The sequence below is a fragment of the Kitasatospora sp. MY 5-36 genome (assembly GCF_001182915.1).
Taxonomy (GTDB): domain Bacteria; phylum Actinomycetota; class Actinomycetes; order Streptomycetales; family Streptomycetaceae; genus Kitasatospora.
Genome location: NZ_LFVW01000232.1, coordinates 1 through 16,514 on the forward strand (window position 1 = coordinate 1; position 16,514 = coordinate 16,514).

18 protein-coding genes are annotated in these 16,514 nt (G+C 73.9%); 8 read left to right on the top strand and 10 right to left on the bottom strand.

The features are described from left to right. Positions 1-27: 27 nt before the first annotated feature. Positions 28-405, bottom strand: coding sequence for a hypothetical protein (locus tag AE652_RS17015; protein ID WP_049652263.1), 378 nt, complete (start codon positions 403-405; stop codon positions 28-30). Between the two features lie 75 nt (positions 406-480). After that, complete coding sequence (locus AE652_RS17020; protein ID WP_049652265.1) at positions 481-1,668, bottom strand: acyl-CoA dehydrogenase family protein; 1,188 nt, start codon at positions 1,666-1,668, stop codon at positions 481-483. 100 nt (positions 1,669-1,768) lie between these two features. On the opposite strand from AE652_RS17020, the gene AE652_RS17025 reads away from it, so the two are divergent. Both AE652_RS17025 and AE652_RS17030 read left to right on the top strand, forming a co-directional pair. Further along, positions 1,769-2,308 (top strand): GNAT family N-acetyltransferase, encoded by a 540-nt coding sequence (locus tag AE652_RS17025; protein ID WP_049652266.1) that lies wholly within the window; start codon positions 1,769-1,771, stop codon positions 2,306-2,308. A gap of 79 nt (positions 2,309-2,387) precedes the next feature. Beyond that, positions 2,388-2,714: a hypothetical protein gene (locus AE652_RS17030; protein ID WP_053112095.1), complete on the top strand. Its 327-nt coding sequence runs from the start codon at positions 2,388-2,390 to the stop codon at positions 2,712-2,714. Between the two features lie 86 nt (positions 2,715-2,800). On the opposite strand, the gene AE652_RS17035 is transcribed toward AE652_RS17030, so the two are convergent. Both AE652_RS17035 and AE652_RS17040 read right to left on the bottom strand, forming a co-directional pair. Continuing rightward, a complete protein-coding gene (locus tag AE652_RS17035; protein ID WP_369808302.1) occupies positions 2,801-3,109 on the bottom strand; it encodes an AzlD domain-containing protein in 309 nt (102 codons plus the stop codon). Beyond that, a complete protein-coding gene (locus AE652_RS17040) occupies positions 3,109-3,873 on the bottom strand; it encodes an AzlC family ABC transporter permease (RefSeq protein WP_049652290.1) in 765 nt (254 codons plus the stop codon). Before AE652_RS17040 ends, AE652_RS17035 begins: the two co-directional genes overlap by 1 nt. Before the next feature lie 183 nt (positions 3,874-4,056). Between AE652_RS17040 and AE652_RS17045 the strand changes: the two genes are divergently transcribed. Continuing rightward, positions 4,057-4,686 carry an XRE family transcriptional regulator gene (locus AE652_RS17045; protein ID WP_082345787.1) on the top strand — a complete coding sequence of 210 codons (630 nt, stop codon included), beginning with the start codon at positions 4,057-4,059 and terminating at the stop codon, positions 4,684-4,686. 33 nt (positions 4,687-4,719) lie between these two features. On the opposite strand, the gene AE652_RS17050 is transcribed toward AE652_RS17045, so the two are convergent. Further along, entirely contained in the window at positions 4,720-6,726 is a 2,007-nt protein-coding gene (locus AE652_RS17050) for a cholesterol oxidase substrate-binding domain-containing protein (protein ID WP_234348412.1), read from the bottom strand. Between the two features lie 366 nt (positions 6,727-7,092). Between AE652_RS17050 and AE652_RS17055 the strand changes: the two genes are divergently transcribed. Both AE652_RS17055 and AE652_RS17060 read left to right on the top strand, forming a co-directional pair. Then, positions 7,093-7,848 carry a carbon-nitrogen hydrolase family protein gene (locus AE652_RS17055; RefSeq protein WP_199823102.1) on the top strand — a complete coding sequence of 252 codons (756 nt, stop codon included), beginning with the start codon at positions 7,093-7,095 and terminating at the stop codon, positions 7,846-7,848. A 134-nt stretch (positions 7,849-7,982) separates the two neighbouring features. Then, a complete protein-coding gene (locus AE652_RS17060) occupies positions 7,983-9,389 on the top strand; it encodes an aspartate ammonia-lyase (RefSeq protein WP_049652272.1) in 1,407 nt (468 codons plus the stop codon). A gap of 131 nt (positions 9,390-9,520) precedes the next feature. Here the strand turns inward: AE652_RS17060 and AE652_RS17065 are convergent, their stop codons facing one another. Then, positions 9,521-9,994 carry an SPW repeat protein gene (locus AE652_RS17065; protein ID WP_310593178.1) on the bottom strand — a complete coding sequence of 158 codons (474 nt, stop codon included), beginning with the start codon at positions 9,992-9,994 and terminating at the stop codon, positions 9,521-9,523. Between the two features lie 185 nt (positions 9,995-10,179). On the opposite strand from AE652_RS17065, the gene AE652_RS17070 reads away from it, so the two are divergent. Both AE652_RS17070 and AE652_RS17075 read left to right on the top strand, forming a co-directional pair. Then, a complete protein-coding gene (locus AE652_RS17070; protein ID WP_049652276.1) occupies positions 10,180-10,728 on the top strand; it encodes a PadR family transcriptional regulator in 549 nt (182 codons plus the stop codon). A 91-nt stretch (positions 10,729-10,819) separates the two neighbouring features. Continuing rightward, positions 10,820-12,535, top strand: a complete 1,716-nt coding sequence (locus AE652_RS17075) for an acyl-CoA dehydrogenase family protein (RefSeq protein WP_049652278.1) — start codon at positions 10,820-10,822, stop codon at positions 12,533-12,535. Between the two features lie 141 nt (positions 12,536-12,676). Here the strand turns inward: AE652_RS17075 and AE652_RS17080 are convergent, their stop codons facing one another. From AE652_RS17080 to AE652_RS17095, 4 genes are all read right to left on the bottom strand, one after another. Next, positions 12,677-13,387, bottom strand: coding sequence for a response regulator transcription factor (locus AE652_RS17080; RefSeq protein ID WP_234348413.1), 711 nt, complete (start codon positions 13,385-13,387; stop codon positions 12,677-12,679). 213 nt (positions 13,388-13,600) lie between these two features. After that, the gene (locus AE652_RS17085) at positions 13,601-14,266 is read right to left on the bottom strand and encodes a hypothetical protein (protein WP_049652283.1); all 666 of its coding nucleotides are present in this window, start codon (positions 14,264-14,266) and stop codon (positions 13,601-13,603) included. A gap of 56 nt (positions 14,267-14,322) precedes the next feature. Beyond that, positions 14,323-14,733 carry a hypothetical protein gene (locus AE652_RS17090; protein ID WP_049652284.1) on the bottom strand — a complete coding sequence of 137 codons (411 nt, stop codon included), beginning with the start codon at positions 14,731-14,733 and terminating at the stop codon, positions 14,323-14,325. Beyond that, the gene (locus AE652_RS17095; protein WP_049652285.1) at positions 14,730-15,125 is read right to left on the bottom strand and encodes a hypothetical protein; all 396 of its coding nucleotides are present in this window, start codon (positions 15,123-15,125) and stop codon (positions 14,730-14,732) included. The genes AE652_RS17090 and AE652_RS17095 overlap by 4 nt, the downstream gene beginning before the upstream one ends. Before the next feature lie 341 nt (positions 15,126-15,466). Between AE652_RS17095 and AE652_RS17100 the strand changes: the two genes are divergently transcribed. Next, positions 15,467-16,514 (top strand): phosphoribosyltransferase family protein (locus tag AE652_RS17100; protein WP_049652287.1); only part of this gene is annotated, 1,048 nt, incomplete at its 3' end.

The following is a 16,514-nucleotide window of genomic DNA, read 5'->3' on the forward strand; positions in this document are numbered from 1 at the left end:
GGTCGGGGCTGCCGGCGGCGGGGCGGGTCACGACTGCGGGCGGAACTCGTGGACCACCTCGATGCGGCCGACGATGTGCCGGTTGAACTCGGCCAACTCCTCGGCGGGCACCCAGAGTTCGAGGATCGTCCGGCCGCCCGCCCGCTGGACGGGGTAGCGGGCGAGGAAGGCGGTGTCGACCTCGAAGCGGGTGACGTAGCCGACGCCGGAGGCGGGCACGTTCCAGTCCCGGGCGATCCGGATCGCGTAGTCCTCGTTGAGGACGGGGTAGAAGATCGGCTGCTCGGGCAGGCGGGGCGGCCAGGCGCGCCGGTCGGCGGCCTCGACCAGGGCCAGCTCCTCCGGGCCGGTGGGGCGCCAGAGGGTGGTGGTCGGGGGCCGCGTCGGGACGTACTGGCTGGTCATGGCAGGGACGGTAGCCGGGCCGCGACGGGCCCGGCCACCGGTTTTCCCGGGCCGGGAAGGGCGGGCGGCGGCCCGTCAGCGGTAGGCGGACTCGCCGGTGATGGCCTCACCGAGGACCAGGGTGTGGATCTCACTGGTGCCCTCGTAGGTGAGCACCGACTCCAGGTTGTTGGCGTGCCGCAGCACCGGGTACTCGGTGGTGATGCCGTTGGCGCCGAGGACGGTCCGGGCGCTGCGGGCGATCTCCAGCGCGGTGCGGACGTTGTTGAGCTTGCCGAAGCTGATGTGCGGCGGGCGGGCCGCGCCCTGCTCCTTGAGCCGGCCGATCCGCAGGGCGACCAGGTAGGCCTTCTCGACCTCCAGCATCATCTCGACCAGCTTCTGCTGGGTCAGCTGGAAGCCCGCGATCGGGCGGTCGAACTGGATCCGGCTCTTGGCGTAGTCCAGGGCGGCGGTGTAGCAGTCGCGGGCGGCTCCGACGGTGCCCCAGAGGATGCCGTAGCGGGCCTCGTTGAGGGAGGAGAGCGGGCCGCGCAGGCCGACCACCCCGGGCAGCACGGCGTCGGCGGGCAGCACCACCTCGTCGAAGGCCAGCTCGCTGGTGACGGAGGCGCGCAGCGAGAGCTTGCCGTGCACGTCGGTGGCGGTCAGGCCGCGGGTGCCGCGCTCGACCAGGAAGCCGCGCACGCCCTCCTCGGTTTGCGCCCAGACCACGGCGACGTCGGCGATGCTGCCGTTGGTGATCCACATCTTGCTGCCGGACAGCACCCAGTCGCCGCCCTCACCGCCCTTGCGCACCGCCCGGGTCCGCATGTTGGCGGGGTCGGAGCCGAAGTCCGGCTCGGTGAGGCCGAAGCAGCCGATCAGTTCACCGGCGGCCATGCCGGGCAGCCAGCGCTGCTTCTGCTCCTCGGAGCCGAAGGCGTGGATCGAACGCATGGCGAGCGAGCCCTGGACGGAGACGAAGCTGCGCAGCCCGGAGTCGGCCGCCTCCAGCTCCATGCAGGCCACCCCGTACGCCACCGCGTCGGCGCCCGCGCAGCCGTAGCCGTCGAGGTGCATGCCGAGCACGCCCAGGGCGCCGAGCTCGGGGGCCAGCTCGCGGACCGGGAAGACCCCGCGCTCGAACCAGTCGCCGATGTGCGGGCGGATGTGCTCCTCGGTGAACCGGCGGACGGTGTCGCGGATCAGCCGCTCCTCGTCCGAGAGCAGGTCGCCGACGGCGAGCAGGTCGGACGGGTCGATCCGGGTCGGCTTCGTCATCGAAGCTCCTTGTACTCTCGGCGGAATACCAGCGGAATACCGGCGAGTATCGCGCACCCGGCCGAGCGGTGGGCGGGCGCGAACGAGTGAGGATGGCGACATGTCCGACGGTGCGTACGTGATCGGCGAGGTGACGGCCCAGGAGCTGGACGACTCGGCGGAGGAGTTCGCCGGGCTCCTGGTGGAGACCGTGCACGGCGGCGCCTCGATCGGGTTCCTCGCCCCGCTGGCGCCCGCCGAGGCCAGGACGTGGTGGCGGGCGCTCGGCCCGGACCTCGCGGCCGGCCGGCTGGTGCTGTGGACCGCCCGGAACCGGGCCGACGGACGGCTGGCCGGCACGGTGCAGCTGCGGCCCGCCACCACCGCGAACGGCCGCCACCGGGGCGAGGTGGCCAAGCTGATGGTGCACCCCGCCGATCGCGGGCACCGGCTGGCGGGACGGCTGCTGACGGCCCTGGAAGAACGGGCGGTGGAGCTGGGCATCCGGCTGCTGGTACTGGACACCGAGACCGGGAGCCCGGCGGAGCGGCTCTACGAGGGGGCGGGCTGGACCCGGGTCGGCTCGGTGCCGGACTTCGCGGCCGACCCGGCGGGCGTGCTCCGGCCGACCACCATCTTCTTCAAGTCGCCGACGCGCTGACGGGTCGACGGGCCGGGCGGGCGAAGCGGGCCGGGCGGGCCGAGGAACACAGCGGATCGGAACGGAACGGGAGCAGGGCATGGCACGTTGGGCGCTGGTCGTGGAGGAGACGGTGGGCACCGGGCACGACCGGACCTGGGGCAGCAAGGTGCTCGCCGAGGTCGAGGGCAGCCGTGAGGAGGCCGTCGAGGAGCTGAAGCGACTCGTCCCCTCCTACACCCCGCAGCACCCGTTCAACAGCCGGCGGCGGACGCTGCTCCGCGACGGGGACACCTACCTGCTGGTCTCGCAGGGGAGCATGCGCGACTACCACTGCGTGTTCAAGGTGTGGGAGCTGCTGTGGGACAGCGAGCGGCCGGAGGTCCAAGCGGAGCGCCTGGCCGAGGGGGACGCGGAGGGCGGGTGACAGCGAACAGATGACAGCCGACAGATAACAGATAACAGATAACAGATAACAGATAACAGATTTCAAACTCTGTCAGTTGTCAGCCGTCACCCCACCCCGCAGAGCCGCAGCACCGCCGTCGTCGCCGCACCGGCGACCACCACCACCGGGAACGGTGCCCGGCGCAGCGCGAGCACCCCTGCGGCCAGCACGCCCGCCGGGCGGGCCCACCCCGCGAAGCCGTGCCCCTGGGTCAGCGCCCCGGTCGCGACCAGGGCCACGAGCAGCACCGTCGCCGCGACGGCCAGCAGGTGCCGCAGTCGCTCCGAGAGGGCGAGCCGGCCGGCGAGCAGCGGCCCGGCGAGCCGGTAGGCGTACGTTCCGGCCGCGAGCAGCAGAACGGCGTACAGCGGCATCATCGAACCGTCTCCTTCTCGCTCTTCACGGCACTCTCCCCGCCCACCGCGTTCTCCACGTTCTGCTCGTCCGCGGCACTCCGGGCCGCCTCCCCCGCCGCCGGCCGTCCGGCGAACAGCAGCCCGACGAGGGCCAGCAGCACCGGCAGCCCGGCCGGGACGAACGGCGTGGCGGCGACCGCGACCACCGCTCCCACCAGCGCCGCCGTACGGATGCGGCGGTCCACGAGCGAGGGCAGGACGAGGGCGAGCAGCACCGCCGGGAAGGCGGCGTCCAGGCCGAGCGCGTCCGTGTCGCCGAGCAGCCCGCCCGCGAGCGCGCCGAGCAGCACCGAGACGTTCCAGACCACGAACAGCGCGATCCCGCAGAGCCAGTACACGGCCCGGCGCCGGCGCGGCTCGTTCTGCTGCAGGGCGAAGGCGGCGGTCTCGTCGGTGAGCAGCTGCGCGCCCAGCAGGCGCCGCCACCAGGGGCCGTCGAGCACATCGGCCACGGTGAAGCCGAAGGGCAGCAGCCGGGCGTTGAGCACCAGCCCGGTGGCGACCGCGGCGAGGGCGCCGCCGCCGGAGAGCACCACGCCGACCGCCGCGAACTGGGAGCCGCCCGCGAACACCAGGACGGAGAGGGCGACCGGCACCCAGAGCGGCAGACCGCCGGAGACGCTGATCGCGCCGAAGGAGGCGCCGACGAGGGCATCGGCCAGGCAGACCAGAGCGACGTCCCGGAGGGTGGCGCGCTCCAGTGTTCGGAGTAGCGAACGCATGTTCATTAGAGTGAACCGCTCCAGCCTCGTTCGTCAAGGCGAACAGGCGGACCGATCTGGCGAACGATGGCCGACGCGGTCGGTACGGTCGGCGCGACCGACCGTGGCAGCATGAACGGCGGCATCGGCCGCACCGGGAGCCGTGGACGTGGAAGGGGCCAGGAGGAAGCGTGAGTGGCGAGCATGAGTGACCAGACCACCCCGGCCACGGGCCCCGACGGCGGCACCGGCAACCGCCCCGGCGGCGGCAACGGCAACGGGAACGGCACCGAGCTGATCGGCCAGATCGCCGCCGCGATCCGGCGCGAGCGCGAGCGCAGCGGCCTGTCGATGGCCGAGCTGGCCCGGCGTGCGGGCATCGCCAAGTCCACCCTGTCCCAGCTGGAGTCGGGCGCGGGCAACCCCAGCGTGGAGACGCTCTGGGCACTCGGGGTCGCACTGAACGTGCCGTTCAGCCGGCTGGTCGACCCGCCGCGCCCGGTGGTCAAGGTGATCCGGGTCGGCGAGGGCCCGGTGACCCACTCCGAGCGTGCCGACTACGCCGCCACCGTGCTCTCCTCCTGCCCGCCCAACGCCCGGCGCGACATCTACCGGATCGAGGCGCAGCCGGGCGAGACCAGGGCCTCCGACCCGCACATGCCCGGCACCGTCGAGCACGTGCTGATCGGTGCCGGGCGGGCGCTGGTCGGGCCGACGGAGGCGCCGGTGGAGCTGGGCCCGGGCGACTACGTGAGCTACCCGGGCGACGCTCCGCACGTGTTCCGCGCCCTGGCCCCGGACACCCTCGCGGTGATCGTCATGGAACACATCTGACGACCAGTCAGCATTCCCCCTTACGGGCACGGACTACTTCAACAGCCCGTCCAGGAAGGGGTTTCCGAACACCCGGTGCGGGTCGTGGCGGTCCAGGACGGCGACCGCCTCGTCCCAGCCGGGTCCGCCGCCGGCCCGCAGACTGTCGGGGATGGCCCGGCCGATCATGTCCGGGTCGGACCAGGCGGCGGCGTCGGTGTAGGCCCAGCCCTTGGACCACTCGACCCGCAGGCCCGCCCGGGTGCCGCCGAAGGTGCGCAGCAGCCACTGCTCCAACTCCCGGGCGAAGCGCTCCAGTCCGGGGGTGCCGGGGAAGGCCAGGACGTCCAGCCAGACCGCCGTGTCCCACTCGGGACGGTCGGCGCGCGGGCGCAGTGCGGACAGCAGCGGGGGCCGGGCGCCGGGGACGCCGGAGGCGGCCGGGTCGTCCAGGCCGGTGACCCGGATCTCCACCGCGCCGTTCACCGGGAACTCGCCCCGGGCCTGGTAGGCGGCGAGCAACTCCCGGTAGTAGGCGGCGAATTCGCTCACCACCCACTGGAGGTCGGCGCGCTTGGTGAGGACCGCGTAGCCGTTGGCGGTGACCCGCAGGGTGGTCGGGCGGACGTACTGGAGCAGGGCACGGGAAGGGCCCCAGAGGTCGGAGTGCAGTCCGCCGGCGAGCAGGTGGGTGAGCACCTCGCCGCTGAGCAGCCGGCGCAGCAGGTCGCCGGAGAGCAGGATGTCCGTGATGTCGCCGGTGAGCCCCACCTTCGCGACCAGGTACTGGAGTTGGCCGAACAGCGGGGCCGATGCCCAGGCGCCGGCGACGATCTCCCCGGCGAGCCGGGCGACCGGCTCCGGAATGCTGTCCGAGAAGGGGTAGTTGTAGGGGCGGTCGACGGAGAGGGAGCCGAGCGGCTTGTTCGGGGTGACGCTCCAGGTCTTGAGCCAGGGGTACTCGGTGTAGGCGAACCAGATCGCCTCGACCCGGCCGTCGCGGTCCACGAACTCGGCGAGCGTGCGCGGGCCGCTCCCGCCGCCGAGGACGCCGCCCAGCACTCCCCCGAGCACTCCGCCGAGCCCGCCGCCGGTCCCGGTGCCGCTGCCGCTGCCCGGGCGGGCGAAGAGCTCGCTCGCCGGGATGTCGAGCCGGCTGACGCAGCGCAACGGGCGGTCGGCACCGGCCCGCAGCACCACCTCGGTGAGGAAGGCGCGGCCCAGGTGCACCAGGAAGGCGGCGCTGTCGGCCTCGGAGCGGTCGAAGGTGCGCAGCGTGTAGCGGCCGGTGGCCGGGTCGAGGACGACGGCGGTGAGCCGGACGACCTGGTTGCTGACCGAGCCGTAGCCGTGCCCCTCCGGCCGCGCCTCCCCGACCGCCGTGGTGGCGGTGCCGTGGCCGCCGATGGCGAGCACGCCGCCGACGGTGAGCTCGCCGGGGGCCGGGCAGGCGGTCAGGCCCAGGCCGCGCTGGGCCAGGTGCGCGAGCAGGGCCTCCATGGTGGCGCCGGTCTGCACCCGGACGGTGCCGGGCGAGTCGGCGCTGATGGCGGTGAGGTACCGGCTGGTGTCCACGAGCAGGACCCGGGCGCTCTCCGGGGTCCCGGCGGCGACGGTGAGCGGCGCCCAGGTGTGCCGGTAGCCGGAGGCGCGCAGCCGCCAGCCGTTGGCGTGCGCCCAGTCGGCGAGGGCCGGGACCTCCTCGGGGGTGCGCGGCGCGCAGGTCCACAGCTGGTCGGTGCGGATCTCGCCGGACCAGTTCTGGAAGACCCGCTGGTAGAGCTCGGTGCCGGCGGGCAGCCCGGGCGGTACGGGCCCGGCGGCCTCGGCGCTGTCCGGGCCGACGGTGCCGCGCAGCAGCCAGGCCGCGCCGCCGAGCACCGCCGACGCGCCCAGCAGCTGTCGGCGGGTGAGGCCGTCGGTGGTGCTCCTCCGCGTGCCCGCGGGGCCCGCCGGGGCCGTCGACGAGGCTCTCGCCGGGGCCTGCGCCCGGGCGCCCGCGGAGGCCTCCGTCGGGGCGTCCGCAGCGGCGTCCACCTGGGCGTTCATGCGGGTATTCATGGGGGTCATCCCCTCCGGTGTCGCCCCGTCACCCGTTCCGCCCCTCGGGCCGTGTCCTGTGGTCATCCGTCCGTCCGCCCCTTCGCGCTGGTCCCCCCGGGCCGAGCTGCGGCGATCCGGGTCCGGCCGGAGTCCGCCCGGCCCGGTCTGGAGCGTATGGAGGGGCGTACGGCCGTTTGAAGCACCCGCCGGGGATCTCACTCCTTCGAGTGAGATCGGTCCGATCCGCCCCGGGAACCCCGTCCACCTGCACAGCTCCTCGTCCGGACTCTGTTGCCCGGCTCCTCGGCGGGCGCATAGGTTGATCGCGATCACCCCACCCCGCCCGCCGGAGGCCCCGCCATGCCCTCGTCCGCGAACCCGCCCGTGCCCGCGCGTCCCGTGCCCGGGCCGCTGACGGTCGCCGTCGCCCAGCCCGTCTGCGCCGCCGCCGGCCGTCCGGACACCGTGTCCGAGAACGTGGCCCTGCACGCCGAGGCGGTACGGGAGGCGGGCACCCGGCTGGTGGTGTTCCCCGAGCTGTCGCTGACCGGCTACGACCTGGCCGCACCGGCCGTCGACCCGGCGGACGCCCGGCTCGCACCGCTGGTGGCGGCCTGCGCCACGGCCGGCGCCGTCGCCCTGGTCGGGGCGCCGGCGGTCGAGGCCGACGGGCGCGAGTCCATCGCCACGCTGGCGGTCACCGGGGAGGGCGCCGAGGTCGTCTACCGGAAGATGCGCCTGCACGGCGCCGAGGTCGAGCGCTTCACCCCTGGCGGGAAGCCCGTCGTCCTGGAGCTGGACGGTCTGCGGCTCGGCCTCGCCGTCTGCGCGGACGCCGCCGATCCGACGCACGCCGAGGAGACCGCCGCGCTCGGCATCGACGCCTACGTCGCCTCCACCCTCTACGGGCCCGGCGCCGCCCAGGCCGAGCGCCGGGACGGCCACGTCCGCGACCGGACCGCCGCCCACGGGGTGTGGTGCGTGCTCGCGACCTGCGCCGGGGCCACCGGCGAGTACCCGGACAGCTCGGGCGGCTCCGGCGTCTGGGCCCCGGGCGGCGGCCTCGTCGCCCAGGCCGGTACCGCCCCGGGCGAGCTGGTCCGCGCCGAGGTGGCCCGTACCGGCCTGCCCCGGCAGTAGGCGCCGGGCCCGAACCGGGACCAGAACCGGAACCGGGTCACCCCCACCGGAAATACCCGGGCCCCGCTCGCGGCTGTGGTGATCGGAGATCCGTTCCGGGCCCGGTCGGGCCCGTACAGGAGGTGCAGCGCGCGATGGGTGGCCAGCAGGAGAAGCCGCAGGAGTACCGGATCGAGCACGACTCGATGGGCGAGGTCCGGGTGCCGGCCGACGCGAAGTGGCAGGCGCAGACGCAGCGGGCGGTGGAGAACTTCCCGGTGTCCGGTCAGCGGCTGGAGCGGGCGCACATCGCCGCGCTGGCCCGGATCAAGGCGGCAGCCGCCCGGGTGAACGCCCGGCTCGGGGTGCTGGACGAGGAGACGGCGGAGGCGATCGCGGCGGCGGCCGAGGAGGTCGCGGAGGGGCGCTGGGACGACCAGTTCCCGGTGGACGTGTTCCAGACCGGCTCGGGCACCTCGTCCAACATGAACACCAACGAGGTGATCGCCACCCTGGCCGGGGAGCGGCTGGGCCGGCCGGTCCACCCGAACGACCACGTCAACGCCAGCCAGTCGTCCAACGACGTCTTCCCGTCCTCGATCCACATCGCCGCCACCGGCGCCGTCACCCACGACCTGGCCCCGGCGCTGGAGCACCTCGCGGAGGCGTTGGAGCGCAAGGCCGCCGAGTTCGCCCGGGTGGTCAAGTCGGGCCGCACCCACCTGATGGACGCCACGCCCGTCACGCTCGGCCAGGAGTTCGGCGGCTACGCGGCGCAGGTGCGGCACGGGCGGGAGCGGCTGCTGGCCACCCTCCCCCGGGTGGCCGAACTCCCGCTCGGCGGCACGGCGGTGGGCACCGGGATCAACACCCCGCCCGGCTTCCCGGAGGCCGTCATCGCGGAGGTCGCCCGCGCCACCGACCTGCCGCTGACGGAGGCCAGGAACCACTTCGAGGCGCAGGGCGCGCGGGACGCCCTGGTCGAACTGAGCGGTCAACTGCGCACGGTGGCGGTCGGGTTCACGAAGATCGCGAACGACCTGCGGTGGATGGGCTCCGGTCCGCGCACCGGGCTCGGCGAGATCAACCTGCCGGACCTCCAGCCGGGTTCGTCGATCATGCCGGGAAAGGTGAACCCGGTGCTGCCCGAGGTCGTGCTGATGGTCGCCGCCCAGGTGGTGGGCAACGACGCGACGGTCACCCTGGCGGGCGCGAGCGGCAACTTCGAGCTGAACGTGATGCTCCCGGTGCTCGCCCGCAACGTCCTGGAGTCGGTGCGGCTGCTCGCCAACAGCGCCCGGCTGCTGGCCGACCGGACGGTGGACGGCATCACCGCCAACGTCGAACGGGCCCGGGAGTACGCGGAGTCCTCGCCCTCGGTGGTGACCCCGCTGAACCGCTACATCGGGTACGAGGAGGCCGCGAAGGTCGCCAAGCAGGCACTGGCGGAGCGCAAGACGATCCGTCAGGTGGTTCTGGAGCGCGGCTACGTCGAACAGGGCAGGCTCACCGTGGAGCAGCTGGACGAGGCGCTGGACGTGCTGCGGATGACGCACCCCTAGCGGGCCGGGCCGGCCGGCGGCTGTGACACGGCTTGGTCCCGGTCGCCGGCCGCGCCTTCGCCGGAGGACGTGCGCCGGGGCGCGGCGGGCGGTTGCGCCCTCCGCGCCCCGGTCACGGGCTGCGGGGAAGATCAGCCCTTGGCGCGACCGGCCCGGCCGCGCCGCATCGATGCTCCGTTCGACGTCATGGTCGCCATCGAGATCGCCGCGAGGCCGAGCAGGAACATCACGGCGCCCACGATGACGCAGGTCACGATGTTCTTGCCGTGCGCGACGGACCCGGAGACGACCCACGGGGAGATGATCGTCCAGGCACCGAGCGCGGCGGCCGCCCAGGCCCGCGCGTGGGTGCGTTCGTAGGCCGACCCGTAGCCGGCCATCAGAGCCGTGTAGGCCAGCCCGACGATCAGGCAGGTCACGGTCAGGGTGTTGTACGCGGTGAAGCCGACGATCCACGGCGATGCCGCCAGGAAGAGGCCGGCCAGGACGGCCAGGGCCTCGATGCCCTGGGCGCGGGGGGTCGAGGTGACCCGCTCGTAGCGTTCGCGCAGTTCGACGATGTCCGGATGGTGCTCCATGCCCGTCGTCGGGATATGGGTTGCCACCGATACCACCTCCTGTGGTCGGAACCGGTAAGGCGCTTGCCCCGTACCCATTCTGGCTCTTATCCAACGATTTGCACCCAATAGTCCGGAATAACCGATAACCATCGGATCACGCCGGTGACCTGCGTCTCAACCGTCCGGGTCGCCATTGCCTATGCAACTCGTTGCATAGCAGGATGCGGGCCATGGCACTGGAGCACGCGATCCTCGTCTCACTGCTGGAGCAGCCCGGCTCCGGCTACGAGCTGGCCCGGCGCTTCGACCGCTCGATCGGGCGCTTCTGGACCGCCACCCACCAGCAGATCTACCGGGTGCTGCGGCGGATGGAGACGGACGGCTGGGTGGCCGCGCAGGAGGTCAGCCAGGACGGACGCCCGGACAAGAAGGTCTACTCGGCGGCCGAGGCCGGACGGGCCGCGCTGGCCGGCTGGCTACGCGAACCGGTCGAACCGGAGACCGTCCGGCACGAGCTCGCGGTCAAGATCCGGGCCGCCGCCTTCGACGACCCGGCCGCACTGATCTCCGAGGTCGAACGGCACCGCGAGGGCCATGCCGCCCTGCTCGCCCGCTACCTGCACGGCGAGCAGCGGGACTTCCCCGACGCCACCGCGCTCGACGCCGGGCAGCAGCTGCAGCACGTGGTGCTGCGCGGCGGCATCGAGTACGAGCGGATGACCCTCGCCTGGCTCGACGACGTGCTCGCCACCCTGCGCCGCCTCTCCTCCGCCGGCTGACGGCGGACCGCCGACGACCGGCGGACGGCGGGCGACGCCCGGTCCCTGCCACCCGCCCCTCCTCACACCCTCGACCCCCGGGAGCCCCTCGATGCTCTTCACCCCGCGCAACTACGACCCCGCACAGTTCGACGAGCCGACCCGCCGGCTGCTGCGCGCGACGGTGGACTGGTTCGAGTCCCGCGGCAAGAAGGCGCTGATCGACACCTACATCGACCGCAGCTGGTACGCCGACTTCCTGGACTTCGCCGCAAAGGAGGGCCTGTTCGCGGAGTTCCTGACCCCCGCCTCGGCCGACCCCGACAAGCGCTGGGACACCGCCCGCATCGCCGAGCTGAACGAGATCCTCGGCTTCTACGGCCTCGGCTACTGGTACACCTGGCAGGTCACCATCCTGGGCCTGGGCCCGGTCTGGCAGAGCGGGAACGAGGCCGTCCGCGCCCGCGCCGCCAAGCTGCTGGCCGAGGGCCACGTGATGGCCTTCGGCCTCTCCGAGCGCACCCACGGCGCGGACATCTACTCCACCGACATGATCCTCACCCCGGACGGCGAGGGCGGCTTCACCGCGACCGGCTCCAAGTACTACATCGGCAACGGCAACGTGGCCGGCCTGGTCTCGGTGTTCGGCCGCCGCTCGGACGTCGAGGGCCCGGAGGGCTACGTCTTCTTCGCCGCCGACAGCCGCCACGACGCGTACCACCTGGTCAAGAACGTGGTGAACGCGCAGATGTACGTCAGCGAGTTCCGCCTGGAGGACTACCCGGTGCGCGCCGAGGACGTGCTGCACACCGGCCAGGCCGCCTTCGACGCCGCGCTCAACACTGTCAACGTCGGCAAGTTCAACCTCTGCACCGCCTCGATCGGCATCTGCGAGCACGCGATGTACGAGGCCGTCACGCACGCCCACAACCGGGTGCTGTACGGCAAGCGGGTCACCGACTTCCCGCACGTCAAGCGGGAGTTGACCGACGCCTACGTCCGCCTGGTGGCGATGAAGCTGTTCAGCGCGCGGGCCGTGGACTACTTCCGCACCGCCTCCCCCGAGGACCGCCGCTACCTGCTGTTCAACCCGATGACCAAGATGAAGGTCACCACCGAGGGCGAGAAGGTCATCGACCTGATGTGGGACGTCATCGCCGCCAAGGGCTTCGAGGCGGACACCTACTTCGACAAGGCCGCGAAGGACATCCGCGGCCTGCCGAAGCTGGAGGGCACCGTCCACGTCAACCTGGCGCTGATCCTCAAGTTCATGGGCAACTACCTGTTCGCCCCGGCCGACTACGCCCCGGTGCCGAGCCGCCTGGACGCCGCCGACGACGACTTCCTGTTCCGGCAGGGCCCGGCCCGTGGCCTCGGCGCGATCCGCTTCCACGACTGGCGCGCCGCCTACGACCGCCACGCCGCGCTGCCCAACGTCGCCCGCTTCCGCGAGCAGGCCGACGGCTTCTGCGCGCTGCTGCTCGAGAACGCGCCGAGCAAGGAGCAGCAGGCGGACCTGGACTTCCTGCTGGAGATCGGCCAGCTGTTCGCGCTGATCGTCTACGGCCAGCTGGTGCTGGAGCAGGCCGAGTTGACCGGCCTGACCGCCTCCGAGGACGGCGGCGACGTGCTGGACCGGATCTTCGACGCGCTGGTCCGCGACTTCTCCGCGCACGCCACCGAGCTGCACGGCAAGGCCTCGGCCACCGAGGAGCAGGCCGCCTGGGCGCTGACGAACGTGCGCCGCCCGGTCGCCGACCCGGCGCGGGACGCGCGGGTGTGGGAGCGGGTCGAGGCGCTCTCCGGCGCGTACGAGATGCGGCCGTAGGGCGGAGCGGCAGGACTCCGGGGGTGCCGGTCGGCGGGCCGGCACCCCCGGTTCACTTCTCCGGCCCACCGCCCGCGTTCACCTTCCCCGTTCGCCCCTCGGTTCACCGCCCCGGTGCGCCCCTCGGTTCACCGCTCCGGTTCACCGCTCCGGGGAGGTCCGACCGTCGCCGAGGCCCATGTCGCGGGCCCGGGCGACCGCCTCGGCGCGCGTGGCGACGTGCAGCTTCTCGAAGATGTGGGTGATGTGGTTGCGGACGGTCTTCTCCGCGACCACCAGCTCCCGGGCGATCCGCCGGTTGTCCAGCCCGCGCGCGACCAGGCCCAGCACCTCGGCCTCGCGGGCGGTGAGTTCGGGGAAGAGCTGCCCCGCCTCCCGCATCCTCGCCCCGGCCAGCAGGGCGGTGATCCTCCCGGCCACCTCGCCGCCGAACACCGCGCCGCCCGTCGCGACCGTCCGCACCGCGTGCAGCACCTCCTCCCGCCCGGCCCCCTTGACCAGGTAGCCGCGCGCGCCCGCCTGGAGGGCGGCGAGCAGGTTCCCGTCGTCGTCCGACATGGTCAGCATCAGCACCGGCGGCGGCGCCTCCCGGGTGGCGAGCTGCCGGACGGCCTCCAGTCCGGAGCCGTCGGGCAGCGAGAGGTCCATGATCACCACGTCGGGGTGGTGCCGGGCGACCGCCCCCGGAACGTCGGCGACCCGCTCGGCTTCGGCGACCACGAGGACGCCCTCGGCGCTCTCCAATGCTGCCTTGAGCCCCTCCCGGAACAGGGGGTGGTCGTCGACGATCAGCACACGGACGGGCGGGTCTCCGGCCGGGTCCGCGGGTTCCACCGGCTGTTCTTCATCCACCCGGCCGACACTATCAGCGGCGATCGCGTGACTTTCCGTGACGTGCGCGTGAAGCCCTCCGCGTGTCGGCCCGCCGCCCGCCGCACCCGACGGCGATGGACGGGCGACGGGCGGGCGGGCAGACGGATAACAGATGACAGTCGACAGCTGACAGATTTTGAACTCTGTCAGCTGTCGACTGTCATCTCGCCGCGGCCTCCCGGCCTCGCGCTCTCACCCCTGCGGATCGGCCTGCCCCGAGCGCATGGGCCTGCTGTCCCACTCCGGCCCCAGGGCGGCGCCGGGGGTCCCGACGCGGCCCAGGACGGCGGTGACCGGTCCGCGGCGGCCGGCCCGGAGGCCGTACCGCTCCCCCGCCCGGACGTAGACCAAGTCGCTGGGGAGCAGCGGCACTTCACCGAGCTCGCCGAGGAAAGAGCAGGCTCCGGAGAGGACCACCAGGAAGGCGTCGGCGGCCCGGTCCGCGTACGGTCCACAGACACCGACCGGGTCGAGCCGTACGGTGCCCACCTCCACCTGCCGCCAGCTCGGGGCGGGTGCGGAGCCCGACCGCTGGGCCGGGATGACGGCCCGGGGCGGGGTGGGACGGACGGTGAGCACGGCGGTCGGCGCGCCGCGGACGGCGGTGAGCCGGTAGGAGGTGCCGGGCCGGTGGTGCAGCGCCTCGCCCGGGGAGAGGATCCGGCCGGCCGCGAGCAGCCGACCGGAGAGCACCACCGTCACCGATTCGACGGATTCGTAAGGGAGTTGCTCGACCCGGACGCCCGGCGGCAGCGCCTCGACGGTGAGTCCGGCGCGGACGGCCGGCCGCTGCTCGGGGTCGATCAGCCGCTGGAACGCGGGCGCGGTGCGGGGGACGGCAGCGGGGACGAGTATCACGAGGGGTCTCCTCGGATCGAGGACTGGCAGGACCCGTCAGGGCCGGTCAGGGCCGGTCAGGGCCGGTCGCGGCGGGTGGCTCGGCGGCGGGCCGGGGCGGCCCGGGCGCCGGCGGTGTGCCGGGGGACGGCGAGGGTCAGGCAGAGCAGTTCCGCGCCGAGCGGTCCGGCTTCAAGGTGCAGCGTGCGGCCGCGGTGGGCCATCAGCAGGTCCCCCACGGAGGCCAAGTGGTCGGTCTCGTCGGAGAGTTGCCCGACGACGGCGGCTCCGCGCAGCACGTGCAGGACGGTCTCGGTGTCGGGCCGGCCCGCGAGCACGTGGTGGGCGCCGGGGCTCAGCCGCAGGTGGTCGAAGGTCTCGCAGGCGCTGGCGAGCATCGGGCGCCGGGCGAGGGAGCGGATCCGTGCCCGCTCGCCGTTCGGGCCGATGACGACCATGGCCGCGCCGGTGTCGGTGGTGACGATCACCTGGGGTCACCTTCTTCGGAGGAGGGCGGGACGGCGAGGACGGCGTGGAAGTACTCCAACCCGACCGTCCCGGCGGTCAGCACGGTCCGCGAGCCGAGCGGCAGCACGATCGCGGTGCCCTCGACCAGCGGCAGGCCGGCCTCGGCACGCTCCGGCTGGTCCTGGTGGTCCGACTGGTTCGACTGGTTCGGGGGCACGGCGCCCTCGGGCAGTTCGGCGAGACCGGAGCCGGCGGTGACGTAGAGCGCGTGCTCGACGCCGTCGGCGGCCACCTCGGTGCGCCGGCCCGGGTCGAGCCGTTGCAGGCCGACGCCGCGCAGCGGCCCGGCGAGCAGGCGGCCGGGGTCGACGGCGCCTCGGCGGCGCAGGTCGGTGATCACGGTGCCCGACATGACGGGCGCTCCTTCCGGTCGCGGGCGGGCGCTGCGGTCCGCCTCTGTGATCCACCGTGCGCCGCCCGTTGTCCCGGCCACACGGGGGTGTCGTCCCGTCCGGCTCCCAGCCCGCTCCCATCCGGGATCCCGGCCCCGTCCCGGCCGGATCCCGCTCCGGTCCCGCCCCGGTCGCGCCAGGGTCCTGCCCTGCTCCCGCCCTGGTCGCACCCCGGTCGCGCCCCCGGTCCGGCCGCGGCTCCCGATCCCGCGCACCGCCCTCCGCACGCACCCCGGGAGCCCCCGTCCGCGACCGCCCCGAGCCGCCCGGAACGACGTACGGTGGAACCGGAGGCCGTGTCATGCACGTCACCGGAACCCACTTCACCCGCTTCGCCGACCGCACCGAGGCGGGTCGTCGGCTGGCCGCCCGGCTCGGCCACCTGACCGGCCCCGACACCGTGATCGTGGCGCTGCCGAGGGGCGGCGTGCCGGTGGCCGCCGAGGTCGCCGCGGCGCTCGGCGCACCGCTGGACATCTGCGTGATCCGCAAGCTCGGCGTGCCGTACCAGCCCGAGCTGGGCATGGGGGCGATCGGCGAGGACGGCGTCCGGGTGCTGAACGAGCAGGTGATCCGGTTCTCCTCGGTCACGGACGGCCAACTGGCCGAGGTGGAACGGCGCGAGCGCACCGAGCTGGCGCGCCGGGCCCGCCGCTACCGGGGTGACCGGCCGCCCGCCGACCTGCGCGGACGGACGGTGGTCGTGGTGGACGACGGCATCGCCACCGGGTCCACCGCCCGGGCGGCCTGCCGGATCGTCCGGGAGCGCGGCGCGGCCCGGGTGGTGCTCGCGGTGCCGGTCGCGCCCGCGGACTGGGCCGAGCGTCTCGACGAGGTCGCCGACGAGCTGGTCTGCGTCGACACGCCGTCCCCGTTCTACGCGATCGGCGAGTTCTACGCCGACTTCTCGCAGACCGAGGACGAGGAGGTGCTGCGGCTGCTGGCCGAGGCCGCCCGTGGCGACCCGCCCGGGGCCTCCGCCGGGGTCGACCGGGAGCTGCTGCTGCCCGTCACCGGGGTCCGCCTCGCGGGCCGGCTGACCGTCCCGGCCGGCGCGCGCGGGGTCGTCGTCTTCGCGCACGGCAGCGGCAGCGGCCGGCACAGCCCGCGCAACCGGCACGTCGCCGAGTACCTGAACCGCACCGGGCTGGCCACGCTGCTGTTCGACCTGCTCACCGAGGCCGAGGAGCCCGACCGGCGGAACGTGTTCGACGTGGCGCTGCTGGGTGGCCGGCTGACGGCCGTCGCCCGGCGGCTGGGCCCGGCGGAGGGCGGCCCGGACGCCACCGTGCCCGAGACCCGGGGCCTGCCGCTCGGCCTGTTCGGTGCCAGCACCGGCGCCGCGGCCG

Excerpts from the sequence above, each read along its gene's own strand:
- AE652_RS17030 (WP_053112095.1), top strand. The coding sequence starts at position 2,388 with ATGGCACGTTGGGCGCTGGTCGTGGAGGAGACGGTGGGCACCGGGCAC.
- AE652_RS17035 (WP_369808302.1), bottom strand. The coding sequence starts at position 3,109 with ATGCCGCTGTACGCCGTTCTGCTGCTCGCGGCCGGAACGTACGCCTAC.
- AE652_RS17025 (WP_049652266.1), top strand. The coding sequence starts at position 1,769 with ATGTCCGACGGTGCGTACGTGATCGGCGAGGTGACGGCCCAGGAGCTG.
- AE652_RS17040 (WP_049652290.1), bottom strand. The coding sequence starts at position 3,873 with ATGCGTTCGCTACTCCGAACACTGGAGCGCGCCACCCTCCGGGACGTC.
- AE652_RS17075 (WP_049652278.1), top strand. The coding sequence starts at position 10,820 with ATGCTCTTCACCCCGCGCAACTACGACCCCGCACAGTTCGACGAGCCG.
- AE652_RS17070 (WP_049652276.1), top strand. The coding sequence starts at position 10,180 with ATGGCACTGGAGCACGCGATCCTCGTCTCACTGCTGGAGCAGCCCGGC.
- AE652_RS17095 (WP_049652285.1), bottom strand. The coding sequence starts at position 15,125 with ATGTCGGGCACCGTGATCACCGACCTGCGCCGCCGAGGCGCCGTCGAC.
- AE652_RS17045 (WP_082345787.1), top strand. The coding sequence starts at position 4,057 with ATGAGTGACCAGACCACCCCGGCCACGGGCCCCGACGGCGGCACCGGC.
- AE652_RS17050 (WP_234348412.1), bottom strand. The coding sequence starts at position 6,726 with ATGAATACCCGCATGAACGCCCAGGTGGACGCCGCTGCGGACGCCCCG.
- AE652_RS17060 (WP_049652272.1), top strand. The coding sequence starts at position 7,983 with ATGGGTGGCCAGCAGGAGAAGCCGCAGGAGTACCGGATCGAGCACGAC.
- AE652_RS17015 (WP_049652263.1), bottom strand. The coding sequence starts at position 405 with ATGACCAGCCAGTACGTCCCGACGCGGCCCCCGACCACCACCCTCTGG.
- AE652_RS17020 (WP_049652265.1), bottom strand. The coding sequence starts at position 1,668 with ATGACGAAGCCGACCCGGATCGACCCGTCCGACCTGCTCGCCGTCGGC.